At 71.6% G+C, this 22,504-nt stretch carries 27 protein-coding genes; 12 read left to right on the top strand and 15 right to left on the bottom strand.

All coding sequences use genetic code 11. From position 1 onward, the window contains the following. Positions 1-55: 55 nt before the first annotated feature. Together QE370_RS07145 and ispF are read left to right on the top strand one after the other, a co-directional pair. Positions 56-1,315 carry a C39 family peptidase gene (locus tag QE370_RS07145; RefSeq protein ID WP_309633922.1) on the top strand — a complete coding sequence of 420 codons (1,260 nt, stop codon included), beginning with the start codon at positions 56-58 and terminating at the stop codon, positions 1,313-1,315. Between the two features lie 17 nt (positions 1,316-1,332). Beyond that, positions 1,333-1,815 carry a 2-C-methyl-D-erythritol 2,4-cyclodiphosphate synthase gene (gene ispF, locus QE370_RS07140; RefSeq protein ID WP_309633921.1) on the top strand — a complete coding sequence of 161 codons (483 nt, stop codon included), beginning with the start codon at positions 1,333-1,335 and terminating at the stop codon, positions 1,813-1,815. A 95-nt stretch (positions 1,816-1,910) separates the two neighbouring features. Here ispF and QE370_RS07135 read toward each other — a convergent pair whose 3' ends face one another. Further along, on the bottom strand, positions 1,911-2,396 hold the full coding sequence (locus QE370_RS07135) for a CarD family transcriptional regulator (RefSeq protein WP_067853874.1): 486 nt from the start codon (positions 2,394-2,396) through the stop codon (positions 1,911-1,913). Between the two features lie 182 nt (positions 2,397-2,578). Here QE370_RS07135 and QE370_RS07130 point away from each other — a divergent pair, with 182 nt between their 5' ends. Next, a complete protein-coding gene (locus QE370_RS07130; RefSeq protein WP_309633920.1) occupies positions 2,579-3,139 on the top strand; it encodes a hypothetical protein in 561 nt (186 codons plus the stop codon). Between the two features lie 106 nt (positions 3,140-3,245). On the opposite strand, the gene phoU is transcribed toward QE370_RS07130, so the two are convergent. Continuing rightward, on the bottom strand, positions 3,246-3,896 hold the full coding sequence (phoU, locus tag QE370_RS07125) for a phosphate signaling complex protein PhoU (protein ID WP_253025476.1): 651 nt from the start codon (positions 3,894-3,896) through the stop codon (positions 3,246-3,248). Between the two features lie 133 nt (positions 3,897-4,029). Between phoU and QE370_RS07120 the strand changes: the two genes are divergently transcribed. The 4 genes from QE370_RS07120 (at position 4,030) to QE370_RS07105 (ending at position 6,749) form a co-directional block, all read left to right on the top strand. Beyond that, the gene (locus tag QE370_RS07120; RefSeq protein WP_253025477.1) at positions 4,030-5,169 is read left to right on the top strand and encodes a cell wall metabolism sensor histidine kinase WalK; all 1,140 of its coding nucleotides are present in this window, start codon (positions 4,030-4,032) and stop codon (positions 5,167-5,169) included. After that, positions 5,166-5,846 carry a response regulator transcription factor gene (locus tag QE370_RS07115; RefSeq protein ID WP_067853862.1) on the top strand — a complete coding sequence of 227 codons (681 nt, stop codon included), beginning with the start codon at positions 5,166-5,168 and terminating at the stop codon, positions 5,844-5,846. The genes QE370_RS07120 and QE370_RS07115 overlap by 4 nt, the downstream gene beginning before the upstream one ends. 249 nt (positions 5,847-6,095) lie before the next feature. Continuing rightward, positions 6,096-6,392: a hypothetical protein gene (locus tag QE370_RS07110; RefSeq protein WP_253025478.1), complete on the top strand. Its 297-nt coding sequence runs from the start codon at positions 6,096-6,098 to the stop codon at positions 6,390-6,392. Between the two features lie 9 nt (positions 6,393-6,401). Continuing rightward, positions 6,402-6,749, top strand: coding sequence for a hypothetical protein (locus tag QE370_RS07105; RefSeq protein ID WP_253025479.1), 348 nt, complete (start codon positions 6,402-6,404; stop codon positions 6,747-6,749). Positions 6,750-6,759: 10 nt separating this feature from the next. On the opposite strand, the gene QE370_RS07100 is transcribed toward QE370_RS07105, so the two are convergent. The 4 genes from QE370_RS07100 to QE370_RS07085 all read right to left on the bottom strand — a co-directional run bounded on the left by QE370_RS07100 (position 6,760) and on the right by QE370_RS07085 (position 9,319). Beyond that, positions 6,760-6,990 (bottom strand): helix-turn-helix transcriptional regulator, encoded by a 231-nt coding sequence (locus QE370_RS07100; protein WP_309633919.1) that lies wholly within the window; start codon positions 6,988-6,990, stop codon positions 6,760-6,762. After that, positions 6,990-7,658 carry a hypothetical protein gene (locus QE370_RS07095; RefSeq protein ID WP_309633918.1) on the bottom strand — a complete coding sequence of 223 codons (669 nt, stop codon included), beginning with the start codon at positions 7,656-7,658 and terminating at the stop codon, positions 6,990-6,992. Before QE370_RS07095 ends, QE370_RS07100 begins: the two co-directional genes overlap by 1 nt. A 117-nt stretch (positions 7,659-7,775) precedes the next feature. After that, a complete protein-coding gene (locus QE370_RS07090; RefSeq protein WP_067853856.1) occupies positions 7,776-8,522 on the bottom strand; it encodes a phosphoglyceromutase in 747 nt (248 codons plus the stop codon). Positions 8,523-8,659: 137 nt separating this feature from the next. Next, on the bottom strand, positions 8,660-9,319 hold the full coding sequence (locus QE370_RS07085; RefSeq protein ID WP_309633917.1) for a DsbA family oxidoreductase: 660 nt from the start codon (positions 9,317-9,319) through the stop codon (positions 8,660-8,662). Positions 9,320-9,446: 127 nt separating this feature from the next. Here QE370_RS07085 and QE370_RS07080 point away from each other — a divergent pair, with 127 nt between their 5' ends. The 3 genes from QE370_RS07080 to QE370_RS07070 are packed head-to-tail and all read left to right on the top strand — an operon-like array spanning position 9,447 to position 12,112. Next, positions 9,447-10,265, top strand: a complete 819-nt coding sequence (locus tag QE370_RS07080) for an ABC transporter permease (RefSeq protein WP_309633916.1) — start codon at positions 9,447-9,449, stop codon at positions 10,263-10,265. A gap of 1 nt (position 10,266) precedes the next feature. After that, a complete protein-coding gene (locus tag QE370_RS07075) occupies positions 10,267-11,337 on the top strand; it encodes an ABC transporter substrate-binding protein (protein ID WP_309633915.1) in 1,071 nt (356 codons plus the stop codon). Beyond that, positions 11,330-12,112 (top strand): ABC transporter ATP-binding protein, encoded by a 783-nt coding sequence (locus QE370_RS07070; protein WP_309633914.1) that lies wholly within the window; start codon positions 11,330-11,332, stop codon positions 12,110-12,112. The genes QE370_RS07075 and QE370_RS07070 overlap by 8 nt, the downstream gene beginning before the upstream one ends. Positions 12,113-12,673: 561 nt before the next feature. On the opposite strand, the gene QE370_RS07065 is transcribed toward QE370_RS07070, so the two are convergent. Beyond that, entirely contained in the window at positions 12,674-13,183 is a 510-nt protein-coding gene (locus QE370_RS07065) for a YbjN domain-containing protein (protein WP_202967696.1), read from the bottom strand. Between the two features lie 6 nt (positions 13,184-13,189). Continuing rightward, the gene (mshA, locus tag QE370_RS07060; protein WP_309635245.1) at positions 13,190-14,446 is read right to left on the bottom strand and encodes a D-inositol-3-phosphate glycosyltransferase; all 1,257 of its coding nucleotides are present in this window, start codon (positions 14,444-14,446) and stop codon (positions 13,190-13,192) included. 110 nt (positions 14,447-14,556) lie between these two features. On the opposite strand from mshA, the gene QE370_RS07055 reads away from it, so the two are divergent. After that, on the top strand, positions 14,557-15,321 hold the full coding sequence (locus QE370_RS07055; RefSeq protein ID WP_309633913.1) for an SDR family NAD(P)-dependent oxidoreductase: 765 nt from the start codon (positions 14,557-14,559) through the stop codon (positions 15,319-15,321). Between the two features lie 81 nt (positions 15,322-15,402). Here the strand turns inward: QE370_RS07055 and QE370_RS07050 are convergent, their stop codons facing one another. Together QE370_RS07050 and QE370_RS07045 are read right to left on the bottom strand one after the other, a co-directional pair. Further along, positions 15,403-16,986 carry a DHA2 family efflux MFS transporter permease subunit gene (locus QE370_RS07050; RefSeq protein ID WP_253023890.1) on the bottom strand — a complete coding sequence of 528 codons (1,584 nt, stop codon included), beginning with the start codon at positions 16,984-16,986 and terminating at the stop codon, positions 15,403-15,405. Beyond that, on the bottom strand, positions 16,979-17,446 hold the full coding sequence (locus QE370_RS07045; RefSeq protein ID WP_253023892.1) for a MarR family winged helix-turn-helix transcriptional regulator: 468 nt from the start codon (positions 17,444-17,446) through the stop codon (positions 16,979-16,981). Before QE370_RS07045 ends, QE370_RS07050 begins: the two co-directional genes overlap by 8 nt. Positions 17,447-17,641: 195 nt before the next feature. Here QE370_RS07045 and typA point away from each other — a divergent pair, with 195 nt between their 5' ends. Next, positions 17,642-19,513: a translational GTPase TypA gene (gene typA / locus QE370_RS07040; protein ID WP_309633912.1), complete on the top strand. Its 1,872-nt coding sequence runs from the start codon at positions 17,642-17,644 to the stop codon at positions 19,511-19,513. A 201-nt stretch (positions 19,514-19,714) separates the two neighbouring features. On the opposite strand, the gene QE370_RS07035 is transcribed toward typA, so the two are convergent. From QE370_RS07035 to QE370_RS07015, 5 genes are all read right to left on the bottom strand, one after another. Continuing rightward, complete coding sequence (locus tag QE370_RS07035) at positions 19,715-20,122, bottom strand: hypothetical protein (RefSeq protein ID WP_309633911.1); 408 nt, start codon at positions 20,120-20,122, stop codon at positions 19,715-19,717. Positions 20,123-20,227: 105 nt separating this feature from the next. Further along, positions 20,228-20,902, bottom strand: coding sequence for an MBL fold metallo-hydrolase (locus QE370_RS07030; RefSeq protein WP_309633910.1), 675 nt, complete (start codon positions 20,900-20,902; stop codon positions 20,228-20,230). 89 nt (positions 20,903-20,991) lie between these two features. Then, the gene (locus QE370_RS07025) at positions 20,992-21,807 is read right to left on the bottom strand and encodes an NUDIX hydrolase (protein WP_286690171.1); all 816 of its coding nucleotides are present in this window, start codon (positions 21,805-21,807) and stop codon (positions 20,992-20,994) included. Between the two features lie 8 nt (positions 21,808-21,815). Further along, on the bottom strand, positions 21,816-22,283 hold the full coding sequence (locus QE370_RS07020; RefSeq protein ID WP_309633909.1) for a RidA family protein: 468 nt from the start codon (positions 22,281-22,283) through the stop codon (positions 21,816-21,818). Further along, positions 22,280-22,438 (bottom strand): DUF4177 domain-containing protein, encoded by a 159-nt coding sequence (locus QE370_RS07015; protein ID WP_144433633.1) that lies wholly within the window; start codon positions 22,436-22,438, stop codon positions 22,280-22,282. The genes QE370_RS07020 and QE370_RS07015 overlap by 4 nt, the downstream gene beginning before the upstream one ends. Positions 22,439-22,504 lie beyond the last annotated feature (66 nt).

Genomic DNA, 22,504 nt, shown 5'->3' with positions numbered 1-22,504 from the left:
AGACCGATTCGTCCCAACCGCCCCACAAGCCCCTGACGTCACCTACCCTCGAAGAATGCCTCTTCCCCGTCGGCATGCACCACGCCGCATCGTCCCCGCCGTCGCCGCCGTCCTGCTCGCATCGCTGCTCGTCCCGACCGCGCCCGCGCAGGCCGCGTCGCAGTCGGCGAGCACCGTGCGCTGGGTCAGCGCCGCCCAGCTCCAGAAGGGCTCGTTCGACGGCGTCCGGGTCTCCGGCTCCGCTCTCGTGCTCGACTCGCCGAAGCGCCGCCAGACGTACCGCGACCCGTACAAGGGCCGCACCGCGACGTGGGCCTACGGCACCTGGACGTCGCCGTGGTCGTCGACGGGCTACTCCGCGCGCGCCCTCGTGCCGTCGTGGAGCGCCCGCACGCCCGACGACACCTGGCTGCGGGTCAAGGCCCGCGTGCGCCAGGGGTCGAAGGTCGGCAGCTGGGACACCGTCGCCATCTGGGCGAAGGGCGAGAGCGGCGTCTACCGCACGTCGGGCCCGTCGCAGACCGACGACCTCGCCCGGCTCGACACCGACACCGTGCGCGCGAACGGCTCGGGCACGTTCAGCCAGTGGCAGGTGCAGGTCGAGCTGCTGCGCCGTCCGACGTCGCGCGCGACGCCCCGCGTCGAGTCCGTCGGCGGCGCCGCGTCGTCGTACACGACCCGCCGCATCGCCACGAGCCGCACGACGATGACCCGCACGACGACGCTGTCGGTGCCGACCTACTCGCAGATGACGCACCGCGGGCACCACCCCGAGTGGGGCGGCGGCGGCGAGGCGTGGTGCTCGCCGACGTCGGTGTCGATGATCCTGCGCTACTTCGGCTCCGGGCCGACGTCGCGCGAGCTGAGCTGGGCCCAGGGGTCCGACCGCCAGGTCGACCACGCCGCCCGGTACTCCTACGACTACCGCTACGAGGGCACCGGCAACTGGCCGATGAGCGCCGCGTACGCGAGCACCTACGGCCTGGACACGTTCGTGACGCGCCTGTACAACCTGCGCGAGGCCGAGCAGTTCATCAAGGCGGGCATCCCGCTCGTCGCGTCGGTCGCCTTCGGCCGGGGCGAGCTGAGCGGCGCACCGATCTCCTCGACGCCGGGGCACCTGATGGTCATCAGCGGGTTCACGCGCGACGGTCGCGTCATCGCCAACGACCCCGCCGGTGCGACGAACTCCGCCGTGCGCCGCGCCTACGACCGCGCGCAGTTCGAGCGCGCGTGGCTCGGCGGCAGCGGCGGCATCGTCTACGTCATCCGGCCGGGCAGCAAGGCCCTGCCGAAGGACAGCCCGCGCTGGTAGTCGGGCAGGATGCAGCCATGACCTGGCCCGACCTGCGCACCGGCATCGGCACCGACGTCCACCGCCTCGTGCGCGGACGGCCGATGTGGCTCGCCGGTCTGGAGTGGCCGGGTGAGGACGCCGGCCTCGAGGGCCACTCCGACGGCGACGCCGCGTGCCACGCGATGGTCGACGCGCTGCTGTCGGCGGTCGGCCTCGGCGACATCGGGTCGCGCTTCGGCACCGCCGACCCGCGCCTCGCCGGCGCCTCCGGCACGACGTTCCTGACCGAGACCGTCCGCCTGCTCGACGAGGCGGGCTTCGCCGTGCTCAACGTGGCGGTGCAGGTGATCGGCAACGCGCCACGCCTCGGCCCACGTCGCGACGAGGCACAGGAGCTGCTGACGTCGGTCGTCGGCGCTCCGGTCAGCATCTCCGCGACGACCACGGACGGTCTCGGCCTGACGGGCCGCGGCGAGGGCGTGGCGGCCGTGGCCACCGCGCTCGTCGCGCGACGCTGACCTCCACGCCGCACGCACGGCACGGGATCGACAGGCCCCAGGAACGACGACGGCCCCCGCCCGGAGGGGCGGGGGCCGTCGGACCGAGCCTCGGGTCAGGAGGCGAGGACCTCGTCGAGCCGCAGCTCGGCCTTGTCCTCGTTGGTCTTCTCCGCGAGCGCGAGCTCGGAGACCAGGATCTGGCGCGCCTTGGCCAGCATCCGCTTCTCGCCCGCGGACAGGCCACGCTCGTGGTCGCGGCGCCACAGGTCGCGCACGACCTCGGCCACCTTGAGCACGTCACCGGAGTGCAGCTTCTCGAGGTTCGCCTTGTAGCGACGCGACCAGTTGGTCGGCTCCTCGACGTGCTCGGCGCGCAGGACGCTGAACACGCGCTCGAGGCCGTCGGCGTCGACGACGTCACGCACGCCGACCAGGTCGACGTTGCAGGCGGGCACACGGACGACCAGGTCGTTCTGGGCGACGATGCGCAGGACCAGGTAGTCGCGCTCCTCCCCCTTGATCGTCCGCTTCTCGATGTCTTCGATGACTGCGGCCCCGTGGTTCGGGTACACAACCGTCTCGCCGACAGTGAAAGTCATAAACGCGGCACCTTTCGTAGGTGACCAGTTTAACACGCGCCACGGACGGCCTTTTCAGCCGTTCCTCGGGGTCGGACGGTAGGTTCCGCCCCCCTCCACGGGCCCGGCCCGCGCCGCGCCGCCGCCACGCCCTCCGATATGCTCCGCACGACGACCCTCCTCGACGTAGAAGCAGGTGCCCGGTGTCCACCGTTCGCACGCGCCGTCTCACGGCCGCCACCCTGATGCTCACCGCCGCCCTCGGGCTCACCGCCTGCGGCACCGGTGGCAGCACCCAGACGAACCAGCAGTACCAGCCCGGCATCGGCGCGAACGTGCGCACGGGCGACGTGCGCCTGTACAACGCGCTCCTGGTGGCCAACACCGACGACACGTACGCGCTGTCCGTCGGCCTCCTGAACACCACCGACGAGGAGCAGACGCTCGAGTCGGTCACCGTGCGCCCCCTCGAGGGCTCCGGCTCGGTCACGGCCGAGCCGGCCCTGCCCGTCGAGCTGCAGCCCCGCCAGCTGTACACGCTGGGTCGCCAGGGCGAGGTCGCCGACATCGACGGCTCGTCGGTCGAGCTGGGCCGCTACGCCCGCCTGACGCTCACGTTCTCCAGCGGCGACGAGGTCGAGGTCGAGGCGCCGATCGTCGCCCGCACGTCGACCTACTCCGACGTCGCCGAGAAGCCGGTGAGCCCGGAGTCGTCGGCCACGCCGACGCCGAGCGCGAGCGCCAGCCCCACGGCCGGCAGCTGACCTCGGCGCACCGGGCGGCGACGTCGCCGGGTGCCACCGACGCACGAAGGGCCGTCCCGATCCTCGCGGATCGCGGACGGCCCTTCGTCGTGCGACGAGGCGCGGCTCAGGCGCCGGGGGCGATCTCGCCGGTCACCAGGTAGACGACGCGACGCGCCATGGAGACCGCGTGGTCACCGATGCGCTCGTAGTAGCGGCCGAGGAGTGCCAGGTCGATCGCCGGCTCGATGCCGTGCTCCCAGGTGCCGCCGAGCAGCGCGCGGAAGAGGTCCTTGCGCAGCCGGTCCATCTCGTCGTCGGTGTCCTCGAGGCGGCCGGCCGCGTCGACGTCGCGGTTGGCGACGATCCGCGACGCCGCGTGGATCATCTGGTCGGCGACGGACGCCATGGCCATGATCGTCGGCTGGATGGAGACCGGGACGGCGACGTCGGGCATGCGCAGGCGCGCGACCTTGGCCACGTGCACCGAGAGGTCGCCCATGCGCTGCAGGTCGGTGAGCATGCGCAGCGTGGCGACGAGCTGGCGCAGGTCGGTGGCGACCGGCTGCTGGGTGGCGAGCAGCAGCAGCGCGCGCTCCTCGATCTCCTCCGTCGTCTCGTCGATCTGCTTGTCACCGTCGATCACCTGCTCGGCGAGCGGGGCGTCGGCGTTGAGGAGGGCGGCGGTGGAGGCGGCGACGGCCTTGCGGACGGTCCCGGTCAGCTGGACCAGGTCGTCGACGATGGTGTCGAGCTGCTCGTAGTACGCATCACGCATGCCCCCGACCCTAGAAGAAACCGGTGAACGATGAGCGACCCCCGGTGAACGAACCGTGAACAGCCGCGGAAAGCCGCACGTCAGAGGGGGTTCGCGCTCGGAGCTGGGTGAACGGTGGGCCTAGCATCGCCGTGTGGACATCGACGCGGCCTACCTGATCGCCGGCGCCGTCGGCGCGGCCGTCGGCGCCACGGTGACGTTCGTCTGGCTGTTCAGTGAACGGCGCCAGAACGCGGCACCCGAGGAGCCCGCGCCGCTCGTGCCGCCGGGGGCCCAGGCGGTGCTCTCGGTGCTGTCGTCGACCACCGTCCTGCTCGACTCCTCCAACACCGTCCTCGAGGCCTCGGCCCAGGCGGTGGCCCTCGGGATCGTGCGCGACCGGCGGATCGAGCCCGACGAGATCCGCGCGATGGTCCAGCAGGTGCGACGCGACGGCCAGGTGCGCGAGTCGAACCTGACGCTGCAGCGCCGCCGCGGTCTCCCTGCGCACGTGTCGGTGCGCGTCGCGCCCCTGACGTCGCGCCTGGTGATCGTGCTGGCCCTCGACCGGACCGACCAGCAGCGCGTCGAGAACATCCGCCGCGACTTCGTCGCCAACGTCAGCCACGAGCTGAAGACGCCGGTCGGTGCGCTGAACCTGCTCGCCGAGGCCGTCGCCGAGGCGAAGGACGACCCTGAGTCGGTCGTGCGGTTCGCGTCGCGCATGCAGACCGAGAGCGAGCGCCTCACCCGGCTCGTGCAGCAGATCATCGACCTGTCCCGGCTGCAGAACGACGTCGCCAGCGACGACGCCACGACGGTCAAGGTCGACGAGCTGGTCGCAGAGGCCTGCGAGCACTCGGCCACGGAGTCCGAGCGCAAGCGCATCGAGATCTCGCGCACGGTCGAGCCCGACCTGCTCGTGCACGGCGACCGCGCCCAGCTGCACGCGGCCGTGAGCAACCTGGTCGAGAACGCCGTGACGTACAGCCCGGAGGGCTCGCGCGTCGTCGTCACGGCCGCGCTCGCCGGCGACGACGTGCGCATCAGCGTCGCGGACAACGGCATCGGCATCGCCGGCCCTGAGCTCGAGCGGATCTTCGAACGGTTCTACCGGGTCGACCCTGCCCGCGCCCGCGCCACGGGCGGCACGGGGCTCGGCCTGTCCATCGTCAAGCACGTGGCCGCCAGCAACGGCGGCACCGTCGACGTGTGGAGCGAGCCCGGCGCTGGCTCCACCTTCACGCTGGTGCTCCCCCGCTTCCAGCACGACCTCGATGAGGAGATCCTGTGACACGAGTGTTGGTCGTCGAGGACGAGACCAGCTACAGCGAGGCGCTGTCGTACGTCCTGCGCAAAGAGGGCTTCGACGTCGCGATCGCCGAGACCGGCCCTGACGCGTTGACCGAGTTCGAGCGCGGCGGTGCCGACATCGTGCTGCTCGACCTCATGCTGCCCGGGCTGCCGGGCACCGAGGTGTGCCGTCAGCTGCGCCAGACGTCGAGCGTGCCGATCATCATGGTCAGCGCGAAGGACACCGAGGTCGACAAGGTGGTGGGCCTCGAGCTCGGCGCCGACGACTACGTGACCAAGCCCTACTCGCCGCGCGAGCTGGTGGCCCGCATCCGCGCGGTGCTGCGCCGCGGCGCGGTCGAGGAGGTCGACGAGGACGGCGTCCTCGAGGCCGGCCGCGTGCGCATGGACGTCGAGCGGCACCTGGTGTCGGTCGACGGCGACACGGTCAAACTGCCGCTGAAGGAGTTCGAGCTGCTCGAGTTCTTCCTGCGCAACCCGGGCCGGGTGCTGACCCGCGGCCAGCTCATCGACCGCGTGTGGGGTGCCGACTACGTGGGCGACACGAAGACGCTCGACGTCCACGTGAAGCGGCTGCGCGCAAAGATCGAGCCCGACCCCGGCAACCCGATCACCCTCACCACCGTGCGCGGGCTGGGCTACAAGCTCGACGCCTGACGTCTCGACGGCGGCGGGCGGTACGGTCGAGCACCTTCGACCGAGAGGCGGGACGAGATGGTCGGCGGCCTTCTCACGATCGGCGTCGTGGCTCTCCTGTTCCTGCTCGTTCGCAGGTCGATGCCCGACTATCGCGCGCAGCGGGATCGCCTGGGCAGCGCGCGCGAGGTCAGGCGGTTTCGCACAGCATGGGTGAAGGGCGTCGTCCCCGCCGACATTGATCGCGACGCATGGCGCCGAGAGGTGGACGTGTGGCCGCCGCCGGACTTCGACGAGCGACGACGCAGGCGACTCGCGCTCATCGGGGTCGTCTTCCTCGTGCTCGTCGGCGTCCGGACCGTCCTCTTCTCCGTGGACTCCGGAGACCTGCGCTTCGCCGCAGCCACGAGCGCAGCGGTCGTGCTCCTCACCGCAGTCTTCGTCATCGTCCCCTGGTTGTTCTTCGGCGGGAGAGCGTCACGCGCCCGCCGCACCGCTCGTCTGCGCGCGGCTCTCGAGTCCGGCGGCCCCGCCGAGGGCCCGGACCGGCCGCGGTCCGCGCGCTAGCGTGACCGCATGACCATCGAGCGTGAGCAGAGGCGGTTGTTCCGACGGGCGATGCGCACGGGTCACGCGCCCGTCGGTCTCGACCGGGAGCGCTGGCTGCCCGCGGTCCGCCAACGGGAGACCCTGCTGCGCCGGGGCCGGCCCGTCCAGGCTGCGCTCTGGGCCGTGGTGGTGACGATGCTGGTGCTCGTCGTGGCCCTGGGCCTGCTGGGACCCGTCCCGGTGCTGGTCTGGACCGGGTCCGTGCTCCTGGCCCTCTCCGTCGTCTTCGCGCTGCTGCTCGACCGCGTCTGGGTGCGCGCAGCGCGCACCGTCGCGGGGCTCCTCGACGAGCTGGAGCGGGCGGGTGGTCGCTGAGCGACCACACCTACGGCTCAGGCGGTCGCACCGTGAGGAGGTCCCCGACCTGGCAGTCGAGCACGTCGCAGATGGCCGTCAACGTCGAGAACCTGATCGCCTTGGCACGGTCGTTCTTGAGCACGGACAGGTTCACCACGCTGACCCCGACGAGCGCACTCAGCTGGGTGAGCGTCAGGCCGCGGGCGGCGAGCAGGTCGTCGAGCGCGCACGTGACGCGGTGCTCGAGCTCCGGGGGCATCAGACGAGACCGTCGACGTCACGCCGCAGGGTCGACGCCGTCCGGACCGCCACCGCGCCGGCACCGACGACGACCGCGGCGGCGAGCATGAGCAGGTCGGGGGCGGCCGACGGCTCGAGGTAGACCAAGGGAGCCACGGCACCTGGCTCCAGCACCGTCTTCGTGGCGCGGGTCGGAAGGTCGAGCCGCTCGATGAACGCCTCTTGGGACATCGCCTGCAGCACCGGCGCGAGACCGCCGCCGAGGGCCAGCGCCACGGAGAGCGCCGCGAACCAGACGTCGAGTCCTCGACGCCAGAGAGTGCGGCGGAGCCATCGACGCATGAGGACCAGCACGAGCAAGCAGGCCACGACGAGTGGGAGGGCGCGGAGGACCCGTGACGCCTGGTCCAGTCGGGTCGCGCCGGCCAGGTCGCCCTCGCCGGCGACCTCCACGGACCTGACGTCCTGCGTGATCAACGGGGCCGTCGGCTCGGGGAGTCCGCCCCCCGAGACCTTGAGCGTGATGACGGGGTACGACGTCGTCGTCCCCGCGACCGCGTCGGTCACCTCGACCGTGTCCCCCGCCAGCGCGGAGCTCGCTGCCGCCAACGCCGTCAGCAACGCGACGAAGGAGACGACGATGCAGACCCACCACTGGACGCGCGCCACGACACGATTGCTGTGCACGACGCGGACCATATCGAATATCGATATGTCGTGTCCATATGTCCAGCGTTTTGACGACTTCAGGTCGATCTTTCGGCGACAGATCGACCCAAAGTCGTCAGAACGCGGGAGAAGGGGTCAGCGACCCTGGTTCGCGACCGCGGCGATGGCGTCGGCGGCGGCGTCGGGGTCGAGGTACTGGCCGCCCTTCGTGACGGGCTTGAGGTCGGCGTCGAGCTCGTAGACGAGCGGGATGCCGGTCGGGATGTTGAGGCCGACGACCTCGTCCTCGCCCAGGCCGTCGAGGTGCTTGACGAGCGCGCGCAGGGAGTTGCCGTGGGCGGTCACCAGGACCGTGCGGCCGTCGAGCAGGTCGGGGACGATGCTGTCGTACCAGTAGGGCAGCATCCGGTCGAGCACGTCGGCCAGGCACTCGGTGCGCGGCAGCAGCTCGTCGGGCAGCGACGCGTAGCGCGGGTCGCCGGCCTGCGAGAACTCCGCGTCGTCGGCCAGGGCCGGCGGGGGCGTGCTGTAGGAGCGGCGCCAGGTCATGAACTGCTCCTCGCCGAACTCCTCCAGCGTGGCCTTCTTGTCCTTGCCCTGCAGCGCGCCGTAGTGACGCTCGTTGAGGCGCCACGACCGCTTGACGGGGATCCAGTGCCGGTCGATGCCGTCGAGCACGATCTGCGACGTGCGGATCGCGCGGCGCAGCAGCGACGTGTGCGACACGTCGGGCGCGATCCCGGCCTCGGCGAGCAGCCTGGCACCGCGGCCCGCCTCCTCGACGCCCTGCTCGTTCAGGTCGACGTCGACCCATCCGGTGAACAGGTTCTTCGCGTTCCACTCGCTGTGGCCGTGACGCAGGAGGACGAGCGTGTAGGTCATGCCGCCAGCCTAGTGGTCGCGCGGCCCGCGCCCGCCGCCACGCCCAGCGGTTTACCACGGTCCCGTGGTAAAGATCGTCCTCCCGCGGCAAACTTCCCTCGGGCGGACGAGGTTTACCACGGGACCGTGGTAAACCGTCAGGACGGCGAGTCGGAGCGCCACTCCTGGTGGATCTGGTGGAGCGCCTGGACGTAGTCGTCCTGCGACTGCGGGCCGGCGAGGGTCCAGCGGTGCTCGACGACGACGTAGGGGAGCTGGGTGATGCCCAACGACCGGGCGGTCTCGTCCTGGGTGCGCACGGCGTCGGCGTACTCCTCGCTGGCGAGCAGGGCGTCGGCGGTCTCGAGGTCGAGGCCGACGAGCGCCGCGCGGCTGGCGAGCACGAGCGGGTCGGCGACGTCGGCGCCCTCGAGGAGGTGGGCCCGCCAGAGCTGGTGGATGAGCTCGCGCTGCGCGCCCGGCGCGGCCTCGTCGGCCCACGTCAGCAGGCGCCACGCGTCGAGGCTGTTCGCCTCCACCGCCTCGACGAGGTTCAGCTCGATGCCGCTGATCCGCGCAGCCGCCGTCACCTGGGCGTCGACGAGGTCGACCTTCTCCTCGCCGCCGAGCCGCTCGGCCTGCACCTCGCGCAGCGGACGCCCCGAGCTGGGTGCGTCGGGGTCGAGCAGGCGGGCACGGAACGCGACCTCGACGGGCTCGCCGACGAGGATCGTGAACATGCCCGCCGCACGCTCGAAGCGGGTCGCACCCACGTAGGACCACGGGTCGGTCACGTCGCAGAACACGGTCGCCTTCACCCGCCCCACGCTACGGGACCGTCGCGAGGCCGCTCGCCGCTACCGCGCGCCGGGACGCCGGCCTGCACGCCATCCGCATGCTGGGACCGGCTCCACGCGCGTCGCGGCTCCCCTACGGTCACACCTCGTGATCCGTCCCCCCGCCCCGTCGCGCTGGCTCCCGCCCGTCGTGACGCTCGTCGTGGTGCTGGCGGCCTGGAGCGCGGTGTCCGCGTCCGGCATCGTCCAGCCCGCGTACCTCGCGCCTAGCCCGTTGGAGGTGTGGGACGCGTTCCTGCGCGCGAACACGAACCACGCGGTCGGCGGCGGCGTCGACCGGGTCGTGCGGGGCGAGGAGGGCTACTACCTGTGGGAGCACCTCGTGGTGAGCCTGCAGCGCATCGGCGGCGGGCTCGCGCTGGCGATCATCGTCGCCGTGCCGCTCGGGCTCGCGATGGGCACGGTCGGATGGTTCGAGCGCGTCGTCGGCCCCTACGTCGACTTCCTGCGCTCCCTGCCGCCGCTCGCCTACCTCGGGTTCCTCGTGGCCTGGTTCGGCATCGGCGACACGTCGAAGGTCGCGCTGCTCTTCCTGGCGGCGTTCCCGCCCATCGCGCTCGCCACCCTCAACGGGGTGCGCGGGATCCGCGAGGACCAGCTGAACGCCGTCCGCTCCCTCGGGGCGTCGCGCCGCCAGACGATCACCACGGTCGTCCTGCCCGCGACGCTGCCCGACATCCTCAGCGGCCTGCGGGTCGCCGTCGGGTTCGCGTGGACCACCGTCGTGGCCGCCGAGCTCGTCAACGGACTGCCAGGCATCGGGGGCCTGGCGTACCTGTCGGGGACGCAGAACAAGCTCGCGCTCTCGGTGGCCTGCATCATCGTCATCGGCCTGACCGCGATCGTCCTCGACCTGATCATCCGCACCCTCGAGAAGAAGCTCGTCCCCTGGCGAGGAAAGGCCTGACATGACCCTCCCCCACCTGACCCGCACGCGTGCCCTCGCGGCCGCCGTCGCAGCCACCGCCGCCCTCGCGCTCAGCGCCTGCGGCGTCGGCGGCGACACCGAGCAGGCCTCGGCCGACGCGTGCCCGTTCCAGGCCGACGAGTCCGTCGACACGACGGTGCGCATCGGCTACCAGAAGATCCCCAACGGCGACGTCGTCGTGAAGGACCAGAAGATCCTCGAGAACTGCCTGCCGAACGCCACGATCGAGTGGAGCAACTTCGCGTCCGGCGGCGACGTCGTGCAGGCGTTCGGCGGCAAGAGCCTCGACATCGGGCTCGCCGGCTCCTCGCCCAGCACGAAGGCGCTGTCGGCGCCGCTCGACCTGCCCGTGTCGGTCATCTGGATCCACGACGTCATCGGCTCCGCGGAGTCGCTGGTCGTGCGCGACGGCGAGGCCACCGACATCGAGGGCCTGAAGGGCAAGACGATCGCCACCCCGTTCGGCTCGACCGCGCACTTCTCCCTGCTGCAGGCCATCGCCGACGCCGGCGAGGACCCGTCGGACTACAAGATCGTCAACACCGAGCCGGAGCAGATCGCGCCGGCGTGGTCACGCGGCGACATCGACGCCGCCTGGATCTGGGACCCGACGCTGAGCACCCTCGTGAAGGACGGCGGCAAGGTCGTGCTCACCAGCGAGGACACCGCCAAGGCCGGGAAGCCGACGTTCGACCTCGCCATCGCCGACCGCACGTTCGTCGAGGACAACCCGAAGGTGCTGGCCGTCTGGGCGAAGGCGCAGGACTACGCGGTCAAGCAGATCAAGGACGACCCGGCGAAGGCCGCCCAGAGCGCGGCCGTGGAGATCGGCGTGAGCGCGGCGGAGGCCGAGAAGCAGTTCGCCGGCTTCACCTTCCTCGACGCGAAGCAGCAGGCGGGCGCCGACTGGCTCGGCGGGAAGCTCGGGCAGGACCTCTTCTCGACGGCGAAGTTCCTGCTCACGCAGGACGGCATCGCCAAGGTCGCGCCCGAGTCGACGTACGCCGACGGCGTCGACCCCGGACCGGCGAAGGCCGCCGCGGGTGAGTGAGCGTCACGACCTCGCGGTCACCGTCGCGGGCCTGGAGCAGGAGTTCCGGGCCCGCGACGGGGTCGTGCGCGCCCTCGACGGCATCGACCTGACGATCGAGCCGGGCGAGCTGGTGACGCTGGCCGGACCGTCGGGGTGCGGGAAGACGACGCTGCTGCGGATCCTGGCCGGCTTCGTGGAGCCGACGCGGGGCACCGTCGAGGTCGGCGGGAGGACGGTCCGCGGACCGGGCCGCGAGCGGGGCGTCGTCTTCCAGCAGCCCACGCTCTACCCCTGGCTCGACGTCCGCGACAACGTGGCCCTGGGCCCGAAGGTGCGCGGCGTCGCGAAGGCGGAGCGGTACCGCACGGCCGAGCGCTACCTCGAGCTCGTCGGGCTGGCCGACGTCGCGGGGCTGCGGCCGTACGAGCTGTCCGGCGGTATGCAGCAGCGCGCCCAGATCGCGCGGGTGCTGACGAACGACCCCGAGATCGTGCTGATGGACGAGCCGTTCGGGGCGCTCGACGCCCTCACCCGCGAGCGTCTGCAGGAGGAGCTGCTGACCATCTGGCGCGAGACGGGCAAGACGATCCTGTTCATCACGCACGGCGTCGACGAGGCCGTCTTCCTGGGCTCCCGGGTGCTGGTGATGAGCCCGCGCCCCGGTCGCATCGTCCTCGACGAGCCGGCCCGCTTCTCCACCGACGGCCACCAGGTGCCTCCCGCCGACCTGCGCGCGCTCCCCGAGTTCACCGCCCTCACGACGAAGGTCCGCGAGGCGATCTCCCACCCGTGACGTCCCCGGGGGACGCAGGACGCTGCGTTCGTGTGCGGGAGGGTCCGACGGTTCTGCGTTGGCGACGGGATCCCGTCGTGAACGCAGAAGCGTTCGGCTTCGAACGCTCGAATGAAGAATCGTGGGTGCCCTTTGCGTTGGGGTGACGCGAGATTCTCCCTTCTCGTGGACCGTTCCACGCGAAGGGAGAATCCCTGCCGCCCCGCGCTCGCCATCGGTGGATCTGCAACCGCAGGAGCGCTCCTGCGGTTGCAGATCCACCGATAGGACGCGCCAACGCAGAACCTCGCCCTCAGAACACGCAGAGGAAGAAGCCTGCGTCAGGAGCGAGCCCAGACCAGACCCCGAGACCCGGAGCCGCCCCCAGGCCCGCTGCCGGTCGAGGCCCTTTCGGGGACCGGACCCGGCGAAAGCCGAGCCAGCGCACCAGCAAGCACAAGCCCCCTGCGGCAGCGCACCAGCAAGGTCACGACGACCGCAGGCAGCGCACCAGCAAGGTCACGACGACCGCAGCCAACGCACCAGCAGGGCAACACCAGCGCCACAGCGCCAGGCAGAACCTCAGCCCTTCGGCCGCAGGTGCGCGAACGCGGCGAGGTTCGCCGTCGACTCCCCGCGCGACTCGCGCCACTCCCACTCCTTGCGGATCGAGGAGGCGAAGCCGAGCTCGAGGATGGTGTTGAAGGAGTCGTCGGACGCGGCGAGCACGGAGCCGAGGAGCCGGTCGACCTCGTCGTGGGTGACGGAGACGAGCGGGAGGCGGCCGTCGAGGTAGATGTCGCCGGCGGAGTCGATCGCGAACGCGACGCCGTAGAGCTTGAGGTTGCGCTCGAGCAGCCAGCGGTAGACGCCCTCGTGGTTCTCGTCGGGGTTGCGGGCGACAAACGCGTGCACGCCGAGGGAGTGCCGGTTGACCTCGAGGCGGGTGGTGGTCTTCAGCTTCCGCTCGCCCGGCAGGTCGACCTCGACGACGGTGAGCCCGTGGCGCACGTGGTCGAGCCCGGCCTGGGCGACGGCGTCGAGGATCACCTCGAGCGCGTGTCGCTGGTCGGTCGTCAGGTCGTCACTCACGCGGGCTCACCCGTCCTTCCGTCCGGCGCGGGCCGCGACGGCCCGCGCGTACACCTCGAGCACCCGGTCGACCGTGGCGTCCCAGCCGAAGCCCGACGCGTGGGCGACGGCCTTCGCACCCAGCTCGTCGCGCAGCGCGCGGTCGGTCAGCAGCGGGTGCAGCGCGTCGGCGTAGTCGTGCGGGTCGTGGCCGTCGACGAGGACTCCGCTGACGCCGTCGGCGACGGCGGTCGAGAGCCCTCCGACGCGGGCAGCCACGACGGGTGTCCCGCAGGCCTGCGCCTCGATGGCGACGAGCCCGAACGACTCGTTGTGCGACGGCACGCACACGACGTCGGCCGCGGCGTACCAGGTGGCGAGCACGTCCTGCGTCACTGCGGGCTCGAGCCGCACGACGTCCGTGATGCCCAGCTCGGCGGCGAGGTCGGCGAGCGACGTGGGCCGGTCGAGACCACTGCCGGACGCCCCTCCGACCACGACGACCTGCAACCGCTCGCGCAGCGCGGGGTCCCGGGCGAGGAGGTCGGCCGCGGCCCTGAGCACCACGTCGGGTGCCTTGAGCGGCTGGATGCGACCGGCGAAGAGCAGCACGGCAGCGTCGGCGCGCAGGTCGAGGGCCCGGCGCGCCTCGTCGCGGCTCCCGGGGCGGAAGCGTTCGAGGTCGACGCCGGGGTGCACGACGTCGACCCGCGACGGGTCGGCGGCGTAGAGGTCGAGCAGCTCGCGTCGCTCCTCCTCCGTGTTCGCGACGAGCCGGTCGGCGATGCGCACGATCTCCTCCTCCCCGACGACGCGACCGATCGGCTCGGCGCGGTCGCCGTCGGCGAGGTGGGCGTTCTTGACCTTCGCCATCGTGTGCATGGTGTGCACGAGCGGGACGGACCACCGCTCGGCTGCGACGGTGCCGACCTGCCCGGAGAGCCAGTAGTGGCTGTGCACGAGGTCGAAGTGGTGGGGCCCCTGCTCGACCTCGGCGCGCAGCACGTCGCGCACGAACCCGCAGAGCTGGCTCGGCAGGTCGTCCTTGGTGAGCCCCTCGAACGGCCCGGCGGTCACGTGCCGCACGACGACACCGGGCGACGCCTCGACCGCCGGCGGCAGGTGCCGCGACGTGGCCCGCGTGAACACCTCGACCTCGACCCCGCGGGCCGCCAGCCGCCGCGACAGCTCGAGCACGTACACGTTCATCCCGCCGGCGTCGCCGCTGCCGGGCTGCTCCAGCGGCGACGTGTGCGCCGAGAGCATGGCCACGCGGCGCGGCAGCGGGAGGAAGGTCACCGCACCATCTTGGCCCGGGCCGCCCAGCGGCGCAGCGCTCCCCCTCCGCCGACGGGTGCCGCGCCGGGCGTCCGAGCGGGTGCGACGATGGGCGCATGGTCGAGCCGAGCCCCAGCACCGTCCGTCCCGTCGCCGTCGTCACCGGAGCCAGCAGCGGCATCGGCGCCGCGTCGGCCCGCCAGCTGGCCCGCGCCGGCTACCGCGTGGTGTGCGCGGCGCGCCGGGTCGAGCGGATCCAGGCGCTGGCCGCCGAGATCGACGGCCTGGCCGTGCCCTGCGACGTCACCGACGCCGAGCAGGTGGCGGCGCTGGCCGAGGCCGCCGGGCCGGCCGTGAGCCTGCTCGTCAACAACGCCGGCGGGGCGATCGGGCTCGACCCGGTCGCCGAGGCGAACCCGGACGACTGGCGCTCCATGTACGAGACGAACGTCATCGGGACGCTGCAGGTCACCCGCGCGCTGCTGCCCGCGCTCGAGGCGAGCGGCGCAGGCACGGTGCTCAACATCGGCTCGACGGCCGGCCGCATCGCCTACGAGGGCGGCGGCGGGTACACGGCCGCCAAGCACGGCGTGGCCGTCATGACCGAGACGCTGCGCCTCGAGCTCCTCGGCCGTCCCGTACGGGTGTGCGAGGTCGCGCCCGGCATGGTGCGCACCGAGGAGTTCGCGCTGACCCGCTTCGACGGCGACACCGAGCGCGCCGACGCCGTCTACCGGGGTGTCGACGAGCCGCTCACGGCCGACGACGTCGCCGACGTGGTCACCTGGGTCGCCACCCGACCGCAGCACGTCAACGTCGACCTCGTGGTCGTCAAGCCGATCGCGCAGGCGTCGCAGCACAAGGTGCACCGCACCTCCTGACCGACCTCCCAGGGCACGACGTACGAGGGCCCCGCACCGAGCGGTGCGGGGCCCTCGTACGTCAGACGTCAGACGTGGTGCTCAGTGCACGACGACGGGCGGACGGCCCTCGTCGTCGAGCAGGTGCGACGCCTCGCGCTTGCGGGGCATGAACGCCACGGGCACGAGGGCGACGACGATCAGCGCGAGCGCCACCAGGTAGGTGTGGTGGAAGGCGTCGGCCGTGTCCTGCAGGACCGTCGGCAGGAAGCTGTCACCGAGGCGCTGCGCGGTCTCGGCGGCGTCGGCCGGCGGCTGCTGACCGGCGGCCTGGGCCGTCCCGATCTCCTGGGCGGCGCTGGCGGCGGCCGAGTTCTTGATGCCGTTGGTGAGCAGCACCGTCATGATCGCGACACCGATGGAGCTGGCCACCTGCTGCACCACGTTGATCAGCGTCGAGCCGCGGGCCACGTCGTGGGCCTTGAGCGTCTTCAGCGCCGACGTGAAGATCGGCATCATCGTGCCGCCCATGCCGAGGCCCATGATGAACAGCCAGGCCATGATGTGCCAGACCGGCGTGCTCGGGTCGGTGCTGAACGCCAGGCCGGTGACGCCGACGATGATGCCGACGAAGCCGAACGGGACGATGCGACCGACCGGCATGCGGTCGACGAGCGTGCCGGCGATCGGCATGGTCAGCATGGCGCCGATGCCCTGCGGGGCGACGAGCAGGCCGGCCTTCAGGACGCTCTCGCCACGCACCTGCTGGAAGTAGGTGGGGACGAGCAGCAGGGCGCCGAAGAACGCGCCGACGAACAGGAACATCGTGATGGTCGCGACGGCGAGGTTGCGGTCCTTGAACAGGCGCAGGTCGAGCAGCGGGTGCTTGGGCTTGAAGGCCCAGAACACGAAGCCGACGATGAGCAGCGCGCCCACGATCGAGGGCAGCAGCACGCGGGTCGACTCGACGGTGCCGGTCTCCGGGATGGAGGAGACACCGAACAGGAAGAGCGCGAGGCCGGGCGACATCAGCAGCATGCCGACGACGTCGAAGGACTCGCTGGGCTCGGCGTGGTCCTTCGGCAGGATCACCAGCGCGTAGACGAACGCGGCGATGCCGAGCGGCAGGTTGATGAGGAAGATCCAGTGCCACGAGGCGATCTCGATGAGCCAGCCGCCGAGGATCGGGCCCATGATCGGGCCGAGCAGCATCGGGATGCCGAGGATCGCCATGAGGCGTCCCATGCGGTGCGGGCCCGCAGCCCGGGTCATGATCGTCATGCCGAGCGGCATCAGCATGCCGCCGCCGAGGCCTTGCAGCACGCGGAACGCGACGAGCGACTCGATGCTCCAGGCGGAGGCGCAGAGGACCGAGCCGATCGTGAACAGCGCGATCGCGGTCATGTAGAGCCGCTTGGTGCCGAAGCGGTCGGCGGCCCAGCCGGTCAGCGGGATGACGGCCGCGAGCGCGAGCGTGTAGCCGGTGACCGACCACGCGACCGTGGACAGCTCGGTGACGTCGAAGGCCTTCTGGAACGTCGGCAGCGCGACGTTGACGACGGTGATGTCGAGGATCGACATGATGGCGCCGAGCACGACGACACCGGCGACCTTCAGGATCTCGGGCGTGATGCGGTCGTCGTCCGGTACGGACGTCGAGGCATCGACGGTGGTCTGGTCAGACATGGTCTTCCTTCTCCGGTACTCGCAGAGCGTCGCTCTCGAGGATCTGGCCGAGGACCCGGTGCAGGTCCTCGGCGTGGTCGGGCTGGAGCTGCTCGGCGACGACCCGTAGGGCGCGCCGCTTGTGCTCCATCTGCTGGTCGACGGCGTCGAAGCCGCGCTTCGTCAGGGCGACGAGCTTGACGCGACGGTCGTCGGGGCTCTCGTGCCGCTCCAGGCAGCCGAGCCTCACCAGCTGGTCGACGGTGCGGCCCGCGGCCGCGACCGACAGGCCGATGGACGTCGCGATCTCGTTGATCGCGAGGGGACGGTCGGCGAGCGCGACGGTGAACATCGCGCGCGCCTGCGACATGGAGAGGTCGAGCTCGACCAGCTGATCGAGCCCCTCCGCGTGCACGCAGCTCATGAGGCGCTGGACGAACAGCTCGAGGCGCTCGTACACGTCGTTCCGGTCGGTGGTCACCGGTCGATGCTAACGCACACGCAACCATTGCAGCAACGCGATGATTGTGACCTGCATCTATTTTCGAGGCTGCGGACCGTCCAGGTGGCAGGAGCACGGCCACGGCACGACTAGACTTCTCGAGGCCGCACTCCGTGCCAGGCCCGTCGCGCTCGGTCCGAGCGCTCCTGATCATCCAGCGCGAGGAAGTTCCGCATGTCCACCCGCCGTCACGATCTGCGCAACGTCGCGATCGTCGCCCACGTCGACCACGGCAAGACCACGCTCGTCGACGCCATGCTCCAGCAGCAGGGCGCCTACGCCGAGCACCAGGAGGTCACCGACCGAGTCATGGACTCCGGCGACCTCGAGCGCGAGAAGGGCATCACCATCCTCGCGAAGAACACCGCCGTCCGCTACGAGGGCCCCGGCGCCCCCGAGGGCGGTGTCGTCATCAACATCATCGACACCCCCGGCCACGCCGACTTCGGTGGCGAGGTCGAGCGCGGCCTGTCCATGGTCGACGCCGTCGTGCTCCTCGTCGACGCGTCCGAGGGCCCGCTCCCGCAGACACGCTTCGTGCTCCGCAAGGCGCTCGCCGCGAAGATGCCGGTCATCCTGGTCGTCAACAAGGTCGACCGTCCCGACTCGCGCATCGCCGAGGTCGTCGACGAGACCTACGACCTGTTCCTCGACCTCCTGCCCGACGACGCCGGCGACGACGCCCTCGACTTCCCCGTCGTGTACGCGTCGGCGAAGGCCGGCCGCGCGTCCCTCGAGCAGCCCGCCGACGGCGGCCTGCCCGACAACGACAACCTGGTCCCGCTGTTCCAGACGATCCTCGACGCCGTGCCCGCCCCCGAGTACACCGAGGGCGCGCCGCTGCAGGCGCACGTCACGAACCTCGACTCCTCGCCGTTCCTCGGTCGCCTGGCGCTCGTCCGCGTCAAGGAGGGCACTCTGAAGAAGGGTCAGCAGGTCGCGTGGATGAAGCGTGACGGCTCGACCGAGCGGGTCAAGATCACCGAGCTGCTCGTCACGGAGGCGCTCGAGCGCAAGCCCGGCGAGTCGGCCGGCCCCGGCGACATCGTCGCCATCGCGGGCATCGCCGACATCAACATCGGCGAGACGCTGGCCGACCCGGAGAACCCGGTCGCGCTGCCGCTCATCCACGTCGACGAGCCGGCCATCTCGATGACGATCGGCACGAACACGTCGCCGCTCGCCGGCCGCGAGAAGGGCACGAAGGTCACCGCCCGCCTCGTCAAGGACCGTCTCGACTCCGAGCTCATCGGCAACGTCTCGATCCGGGTGCTCCCGACCGACCGTCCCGACGCCTGGGAGGTCCAGGGTCGCGGTGAGCTGGCCCTGGCGATCCTCGTCGAGCAGATGCGTCGCGAGGGCTACGAGCTCACGGTCGGCAAGCCGCAGGTGGTCACGAAGGAGATCGACGGCAAGCTGCACGAGCCGGTCGAGCGCCTCACCATCGACGCGCCCGAGGAGTACCTCGGCACGATCACGCAGCTGCTCGCGGTCCGCAAGGGTCGCATGGAGCAGATGATCAACCACGGCACCGGCTGGGTCCGCATGGAGTTCCTGGTGCCGGCGCGCGGCCTCATCGGCTTCCGCACCGAGTTCCTCACCGACACCCGCGGCACGGGCATCGCCCACCACATCTCCGAGGGCTACGAGCCGTGGTTCGGCGACATCTCGACCCGCCCGTCGGGCTCGCTGGTCGCCGACCGCGCCGGCGCGGTCACGTCGTTCGCGATGACCAACCTGCAGGAGCGCGGCGTGCTGTTCGTCGAGCCTGCGACCGAGGTCTACGAGGGCATGATCGTCGGCGAGAACTCCCGTGACGACGACATGGACGTCAACATCACCAAGGAGAAGAAGCAGACCAACATCCGCTCGGCGACGTCGGACAACTTCGAGAAGGTCATCCCCCCGAAGAAGCTGTCGCTCGAGCAGTGCCTGGAGTTCTGCCGCGAGGACGAGTGCGTCGAGGTGACCCCCTCGCACGTGCGCATCCGCAAGGTCATCCTCAACGTCTCCGAGCGCGCCCGCGCCGCGAAGTCGCGCCGCTGACCCGCACCACCCCCCGACGGGGCGCCTCCCACCCGGGAGGCGCCCCGTCGGCGTACGTGGGCGGCACGACGACGTGTCGGGGCGTCGAGGCGGTAGGTGACCTGCGGAACCGCGCGGTTCGACGGTGCGGTTGGTAGGTGACCTGCGTCGTTCCGCTCCTGATCCGCCGCCCTCCTACCGTTCGCGTCCACGAGCCGTGGCTCACCTACCGCCCACCCCTCCTCCGGGCGGTCGGGTCCTGCCGGTCAGTGCTGGTACCGGACGACGTACGCTCGGGCCGACCTCGTCCTGCACGCGTCGGGCGAGGTCCTCGCCTACCAGGCGGAGCTCCTCGAACTCGCGCCGTCGCTGCCGGGCGGCCCCAGTCCGCAGGTCGGAGATGGCGTACTTCCAGCGCACCCACCTCTGCATGAGGAAGACGCCGTCCCAGCGGTCGTCGTACACCTGGGGCGGGACGTTGGCCTCGCACCGGTCCCCGAAGGCCTGGAGGTCGCGGCGCAGGCCGTCGCTCAGGCCGAACTCCTCGCCGTCGGTCCCGCCCTCGTCGCCCCAGAGGCACTCGCCCGCGCCGTAGTCCCACATGACGCGGATCTCCATCGGTTCGTCCACGACCTCACCCTCGCATCCGACGTGCCGCTCCACCCACGGATTTTCGGACAGTTCCGGGGCACCGAAGGCGCCTCAACCGCCCCGGAAGTGTCCGAGACGTAGGGACTAGGACTGCTGCAGGTACTCGAGCTGGGCGCGGACGCTGAGCTCGGCGGCGTCCCAGAGGATCGGGTCGACGTCGGCGTAGACGTGCTCGACGACGGCGCGGGGGGTGTCGTGGCCCGCCGCGACCGCGGCTCGCACCTGGTCGAGACGCTCCTCGCGGTGGTCGAGGTAGTGGTCGAGCACCGCGCCCGGGTCGTCGACGACGGGACCGTGGCCGGGGAGGATGCGGTCGGCGCAGCCCTCCTCCACGAGCTGGCGCAGCTGCGCCAGGGAGTCGAGGTAGGGGCCCAGCTGCCCGTCGGGGTGCGCCACCACCGTCGTGCCGCGACCGAGCACGGTGTCGCCGGTGAGCACGGTGGCCTCGTCGGCCAGGCGCAGGCAGGCCGAGTCGCGCGTGTGGCCCGGCGTCAGCAGCACCACGAGCCGCAGCCCGTCGACCTCGAGCTCCTCGCCGTCGGTCAGCGGCATCGCGTCGGCGCAGAACCGGTCGGTCACCGCCCGGGCCGGGGCACCCGTGCGCTCGCGCATCGTGTCGAAGGCGTCGGTGTGGTCGCCGTGGGTGGTGCGTGTACAGCACCAGCCCGACGTCGCCCGCCGCCGCCAGCACCGCGTCGAGGTGGGCGGGATCGTCGGGGCCGGGGTCGACCACGACCGACCGACGCGCACCGGGCTCACGCAGGATCCACGTGTTGGTCCCCTCGAGCGTCATGATGCCCGGGTTGTCCGCGCGCACCACGCTGGCGCGCTCGGTGACCTCGACCGGCTCAGCCATGGGTCTCCTCCTCGATCGGGTTGTCCAGGAACCACTCGCCGTCGACCTTGACCAGCCGGGGCTCGATCGGGCGGACCTCCCGGGCCCGCGCGTCGTCGACCAGCGTGGCCGGGTCGGCCTGCGCCAGCTCGCGGCAGGTGATCCAGGTGGGCGGCAGCATGGCCGCCTCGCCCGCCTTGACCGCCTCGAGCACCGACGCGATCGACGCCCATGTCGCACGGTCCGCCTCGCCGGGCAGCGTGCCGACGCTCTGCCCCCGCGGCACGGCGGCGACGAAGAAGCGCGTGTCGTAGCGGCGCGGCTCGAACGCCGGGGTGATCCAGTGCGACCACGCGCCGAGGAGGTCCGAGCGCAGCACCAGGTCGCGCGCGCCCAGGAAGTCGCCGAAGCTCAGCTCGCCGGCGTCGAGGTCGAGCCGGGCCTTCTGAAGCTCGGGCGAGGAGGTGTCGGCGACGACGGAGTGCTCGTCGGCGCCCGCGAACAGGATCCCGGACTCCTCGAACGTCTCCCGCACCGCCGCGACGACGAGGGCGCGCGCGGTGTCGGGGTCGCAGCCGAGCCGCTCGCCCCACTGGCTCGACGACGGGCCGACCCAGCCGACCACCTCGCGGTCGGACTCCTGCAGACCTCCGCCGGGGAAGACGTACATGCCGGGCGCGAACGCCATCGTCTGCTGACGACGCAGCAGGTAGGTCTCGGGCCCGCCGACGCCGGGTCGCACGAGGGCGATGGTCGCCGCGGCGCGCGTCGGCGCCGGGGTGCCGTCCCACGTGGCGACGCGGTCGCGGAACACGTCCGGGATCGGCACCCGCACGGTCAGTCGACCTCGACGACGAGCTCGACCTCGACGGGTGCGTCGATCGGCAGGACGGGCACGCCCACGGCGCTGCGGGCGTGCCGTCCGGCGTCGCCGAACACGTCGCCGAGCAGCTCGCTGGCCCCGTTCGCGACCACGGGCTGACCGGTGAAGTCGGGGGTGCTGGCCACGAAGACGGTGACCTTGACGACCTGGCGCACGGCGTCGAGCGAGCCGACGACGGACTTGACCGCCGCGAGCGCGTTCAGGGCGCACTGGCGCGCGGCAGCCTGGGCCTCCTCGGCGGACACCTCGCCGCCGACCTTGCCGGTCGCGACGAGCTCGCCCGACGACAACGGCAGCTGGCCGGCCGTGAACACGTGGGCACCGGAGCGCACCGCGGGCACGTACGACGCGAGCGGTGCCGCCACCTCGGGCAGCGTCAGGCCGAGGTCGGCCAGACGCCGCTCGACGGTGCCCTCGCTCACGACTGGACCGGCCGCTTGAAGTAGGCCACGAGGTTCTCGGGGTTCATGCCCGGCACGATCTGCACGAGCTCCCAGCCGTCGCGGCCGAAGTTGTCGAGGATCTGCTTGGTCGCGTGCACCAGCACCGGTGCGGTCAGGTACTCCCACTGCGTCATGGACCGACTGTAGCGGCGGGCGGTCCGTACGGGTGTCGGCGAGGGTGGTCACATCCTCGCGGTTCG

It is taken from the genome of Aeromicrobium sp. SORGH_AS_0981 (genome assembly GCF_031453195.1).
Taxonomy (GTDB): Bacteria; Actinomycetota; Actinomycetes; order Propionibacteriales; family Nocardioidaceae; genus Aeromicrobium.
Note: the sequence above shows the minus strand (reverse complement) of the source record. Positions and strands in the feature narration are given on the sequence as shown.

What these genes read in the sequence shown, in the direction of transcription:
- QE370_RS07145 (WP_309633922.1), top strand. Translation starts at nt 56, where the DNA reads ATGCCTCTTCCCCGTCGGCATGCACCACGCCGCATCGTCCCCGCCGTC.
- ispF (WP_309633921.1), top strand. Translation starts at nt 1,333, where the DNA reads ATGACCTGGCCCGACCTGCGCACCGGCATCGGCACCGACGTCCACCGC.
- QE370_RS07135 (WP_067853874.1), bottom strand. Translation starts at nt 2,396, where the DNA reads ATGACTTTCACTGTCGGCGAGACGGTTGTGTACCCGAACCACGGGGCC.
- phoU (WP_253025476.1), bottom strand. Translation starts at nt 3,896, where the DNA reads ATGCGTGATGCGTACTACGAGCAGCTCGACACCATCGTCGACGACCTG.
- QE370_RS07105 (WP_253025479.1), top strand. Translation starts at nt 6,402, where the DNA reads ATGACCATCGAGCGTGAGCAGAGGCGGTTGTTCCGACGGGCGATGCGC.
- QE370_RS07100 (WP_309633919.1), bottom strand. Translation starts at nt 6,990, where the DNA reads ATGCCCCCGGAGCTCGAGCACCGCGTCACGTGCGCGCTCGACGACCTG.
- QE370_RS07090 (WP_067853856.1), bottom strand. Translation starts at nt 8,522, where the DNA reads ATGACCTACACGCTCGTCCTCCTGCGTCACGGCCACAGCGAGTGGAAC.
- QE370_RS07075 (WP_309633915.1), top strand. Translation starts at nt 10,267, where the DNA reads ATGACCCTCCCCCACCTGACCCGCACGCGTGCCCTCGCGGCCGCCGTC.
- QE370_RS07055 (WP_309633913.1), top strand. Translation starts at nt 14,557, where the DNA reads ATGGTCGAGCCGAGCCCCAGCACCGTCCGTCCCGTCGCCGTCGTCACC.
- QE370_RS07050 (WP_253023890.1), bottom strand. Translation starts at nt 16,986, where the DNA reads ATGTCTGACCAGACCACCGTCGATGCCTCGACGTCCGTACCGGACGAC.
- typA (WP_309633912.1), top strand. Translation starts at nt 17,642, where the DNA reads ATGTCCACCCGCCGTCACGATCTGCGCAACGTCGCGATCGTCGCCCAC.
- QE370_RS07015 (WP_144433633.1), bottom strand. Translation starts at nt 22,438, where the DNA reads ATGACGCAGTGGGAGTACCTGACCGCACCGGTGCTGGTGCACGCGACC.